The following is a 4,540-nucleotide window of genomic DNA, read 5'->3' on the forward strand; positions in this document are numbered from 1 at the left end:
CCATGAATGGAGAGGCTTTATACCTTAATTTTTTGCTAAATTCCTCTTAAGAGACTATTTATCGATCAAATATTAAGGCTGAAACCAGTGGAATGAATCTACCGAATAATTAAGAATTAAGAATTAAATAATTGAGTTTGATTAGCCGACCCTTTCCAAGAGAAAAAAAGTGCTAAGGTATTTCCTTATATTCAATTCCCTCACAGTTTTCACCAGAGGTAATTATCAATTATCCATTAATGAAATTAATCCCTAATAGCCAAATCAGGGTTTTGGTCACTAAAACTCTACGAAAGAATAGCTATATTTGATTTGGTTAATATTTATCGAATATTTTTTAGCGATGAAAAAAATAGGGTTTCAAGCCTCCCTTGTTAAGGGTATGACAAAAGTAAACTTCAGTATTTCAAGCCTCCAACTTCAGCGGTTGGTACTGTTAACGTAGTTCCTCCTGAGGAGGCTAACTGTTTAGCGTTCCGCACAACGCGCGTTTTTCATGTCGCGCAGCGAAACGCTGCGCGACATATAAAACGTTTCGGCTAAGAGCCGACATGTTTGCGGAGCATTCCGTCAGGAAATGCGGAGCATTCCCTATACGAAAAAACGCAGTTCCTCCGACAGGAGACTAACTGAAATAACCAATAGTTGTGTTTTCTTGCCTCCCCCCCTACTAACTATTCCCTATTCACTTTTTTAGATTTATTCATGTATTTAATCTCTAATCACAGAGAAAATAGACATCTAAATAATCATTGGGTAAATAACCAAAAAAGTTTATTTTTATTGCTACCGATAATAACCCAATACCTAATATCAAGCTTGATAAGTGTTCGTTAAAATTTCTTGAGTAAGGGAGTCGGGTAAAAGTAAAAATATAAATAATTAACAATGACTGGCGTACTAATTACTAAAGATGTCATTTCGCCCAGATTAATTACTTAATAAGTGAACCTTCACCTAAGAATAGCATTCTTTTTTCATGCTTGGTATAATATTAAATACTCAATTCCTGAATTAAAATAAAAACTGTGTTTGCCATTGCACTACAACAGAAAAAATACAAAACTTATACCCTCTCTGATTTAGCATTTAATTCTAGTATTGATGTAGTGCCAGAGAGAGGAGGAATAATTACCAGTTGGTGTGTAAAGAATCAGGAGCTACTTTTCTTTGATACTAACAGATTTGAGAATCCAGAATTAACTGTAAGAGGTGGAATACCTATCTTGTTCCCTATTTGTGGCTACTTAGCAGACAACAAATACAAATACAATGGTAATGATTACTTTCTCAAACAACATGGATTTGCACGAGACCTACCTTGGGAAGTCAGAGGAAAGTCCAATCAAGATAAAGCCTCAATAACTCTAGTTTTAACCAGCAATAGATTAACAAGAACTATTTATCCATTCGACTTTAAACTTACCTTTACCTACCAACTGAAAGGTAACTCTCTAGAAATATTCCAAACTTATACTAACTTGGGCAATACACAAAAGATGCCATTTTCCACAGGACTGCATCCTTATTTCTTAGCTCCAAATAAGCATCAGCTCCACTTTAATATCCCTTCAATGCAATATTTGGATCGGAATACGGGAACTCTACATGATAATTATTGTAAATTTGATTCTAAACTAGATGAAGTGGATGCAGTCTTTGAAAAATTAACAGGTTTGGCCACAACTGTCTACGATCAAAGTCGTGGTTTAAGAATTACACTAAGTTATACTTCTGCATATTCAACTATTGTCTTCTGGACAGTTAAGAATCAGGATTTTTACTGTTTAGAGCCATGGACAGCTCCTGCTAATTCTCTAAACACAGGTTATCGTATGGTTAATTTAGAGCCTGGGTCTTCTTGTGAAATGCTAATCAGACTCACTGCAAAATTTGTGTAATGCTTGTATACTTTAGTCGAGCATTTAGTACACCATTAATTTGTCCCCCAAATATGGACTTTATCAATAAAAAGATCGCTTTTCCATAGCCAGTTGTCACAAAATATAAAATTTTTTCCGAAAACCCTTGCAATATTTGTTATGACTATGCTAACGTTAATAATTGTGTGAGAGAAAAAGAAATATATAGCAGCCGATAGGGTAGTTAAAAAATTTTCAACCTCTCAAACTTAGTCATAGTAAAAGTTTAATTACTAACTTCTGACTTCATCTATAAAATTAGGGTCGCTAGCTCAATGGTAGAGTACTCGGCTTTTAACCGATTTGTTCCGGGTTCGAGTCCCGGGCGACCCACTAAAACCAGAGTAAAAGTTCACATAATTTTTCATCATAAAAAATCGGTAAGTGGGAAACCAGACTGTTTTAACGGCTGGATGGAAACGACGCGACGGGTTTTAACCCGTAGTCCAAATTCGTGTTATGATTAACTCCAAAGACACGAAGACCTCGTATGGCATGGTGAAAGCCCGATAGCTAATGGACGCTTCAGTTAAAGGGTGGTTAACCGAAAAGGTAGCCCGGTGCTTGCCAGCACTCTGTTTCCAGCCGTTAGTCAGCACGTTGTATCTCAGAGTGAGTGAATCAATCAACAACTTAAAAAGTAGCCTCAATGGTCTTTGACCGGAGAGAGTAGTGGCGATTGGCACCGTAAGCGTGAGCTGCTGCTGTATGCGTACTATGGTACGGTACTGGCAATGTGGCCGTTTTGCCTAACGGCAATACTTCGTAAACGAGCAATGTGGAAATCGTGGTTTTAACCCGATTTACAGCTCCTCTAAAGAATCCACGCGACTTTAGTCCGTGGAGTGTCAAATCAGTGAACCAGATTGAAAAAAAATCATAACCCAGTAGGGAGGTTCCATTTAACGTCCCTACTTTTTGGTTTACTCAGATTAAAAGATACAGCAGATTTCGGGCAAATGAGGTACAAGGTAAATAGTGAAAATATTGCAGTGCAGGCATCTTAGTCGCGATGGGTGTACCTCATCAATTAGGAAACCCCTGTATGTAGGGTTTGCTAAATAAGTCTTTTAGTAAGGGGGAGGAGTCAGGTAGGGGAGCCGTCGGATTAGCGACGTACAGGAGTTTTAGGGGCGAATGGCCATTCGCCCCTACAGAAGAAACGGAAGTTATAGAAAAGATAAATTTAATATTTATAGACAGAATCTTCATTTTGTCTTAATATTGTCGTAAGAATTAAGCTTAAGTAAACCAATTTGCTAATAAGCTAATAACAAAAAATATTAGGAGGAAAAGGTATGGCTATCGTACCAATGCGCTTACTACTAGACCACGCAGCAGAAAACGGTTATGGCATTCCTGCATATAACGTCAACAACATGGAGCAAATTCAGTCCATTATGCAGGCGGCAGATGAAGCAGACAGCCCTGTAATCTTACAAGCTTCTCGTGGGGCACGCAAATATGCTGGTGAAAATTTTCTACGTCACTTAATCTTGGCTGCAGTAGAAACTTACCCTCATCTTCCTATTGCTATGCACCAAGATCATGGTAATTCTCCTTCTACTTGCTATGGGGCTATGCGCCACGGTTTCACTAGCGTGATGATGGATGGTTCTCTAGAGGCAGATGCTAAAACTCCAGCTAGCTTTGAATATAATGTTAATGTTACTGCTGAAGTAGTTAAGGTTGCTCACTCCATCGGTGTAAGTGTAGAAGGTGAGTTAGGTTGTTTGGGTTCCTTAGAAACTGGTATGGGCGATAAGGAAGATGGCCATGGAGCAGAAGGTAAACTTACCGAAGATCAACTTTTAACCGATCCAGATGAGGCTGTACAATTTGTAGAGCGAACTCAAGTAGATGCTCTAGCAGTTGCTATTGGTACTAGCCATGGTGCTTATAAGTTTACTCGTAAGCCTACAGGAGAAATTTTGGCCATTAGCCGAATTGAAGAAATTCACCGTCGTCTACCTAATACTCACTTGGTTATGCACGGTTCTTCTTCTGTTCCTGAAGATTTATTGGCTATGATTAACGAGTATGGTGGTAATATTCCTGAAACTTACGGTGTACCTGTTGAAGAGATTCAAAAAGGTATTAAGAGTGGTGTTCGTAAGGTGAATATTGATACTGATAACCGCTTGGCTATTACTGCTGCTATTCGTAAGGCTGCTGCTGAAGATCCTTCTAATTTTGACCCTCGTCACTTCTTGAAGCCTTCTATTAAGTTAATGAAGCAGGTATGTTTGGATCGTTATCAACAGTTTGGTACTGCTGGTAATGCTAGTAAGATTAAGGTTCAAACTTTGGATGAGTTTGCTGCTAAGTATGCTAGTGGAGATTTAGCTGCTACTACTAAGACTGCAGTTTCAGTATAGTTTATAGCGTAATTAGAATTTTCTACTCCAAATTCTGAAATATTTAATTAGTTGATGAGAAGCTGTCAAAATAACAGAAAGCTTCTCATTTTTTTTTCTAATTTCATCAGGACTTAGGGAGATACACTAGACACAGAGTAGAAAAACTATAACGTTATAGTTCTGTAGTGTTTAACCCTCAAAAATTCCTAAGTCCTCGATGATAAGTTTTTGAAATAACACAAAGCTTCTCATTTTTTT

General features: G+C 37.9%; 2 protein-coding genes and 1 tRNA gene. All 3 read left to right on the plus strand.

What is annotated here, in order from left to right:
- The first annotated feature begins 1,028 nt into the window (after positions 1-1,028).
- Entirely contained in the window at positions 1,029-1,901 is an 873-nt protein-coding gene (locus AFK68_RS09185; RefSeq protein ID WP_094672459.1) for an aldose epimerase, read from the plus strand.
- A gap of 282 nt (positions 1,902-2,183) precedes the next feature.
- Positions 2,184-2,255: transfer RNA gene (locus AFK68_RS09190), tRNA-Lys, on the plus strand.
- Positions 2,256-3,220: 965 nt separating this feature from the next.
- Entirely contained in the window at positions 3,221-4,300 is a 1,080-nt protein-coding gene (gene fba / locus AFK68_RS09195; RefSeq protein ID WP_094672460.1) for a class II fructose-bisphosphate aldolase, read from the plus strand.
- Positions 4,301-4,540: the final 240 nt, after the last annotated feature.

Origin of the sequence: Hydrocoleum sp. CS-953 (genome assembly GCF_002260545.1) — a bacterium.
In the GTDB taxonomy this organism is placed as follows: domain Bacteria; phylum Cyanobacteriota; class Cyanobacteriia; order Cyanobacteriales; family Microcoleaceae; genus Trichodesmium.

Bases quoted from the DNA above. Each gene is read 5' to 3' on its own strand.
- fba (WP_094672460.1), top strand. From the start codon at position 3,221: ATGGCTATCGTACCAATGCGCTTACTACTAGACCACGCAGCAGAAAAC.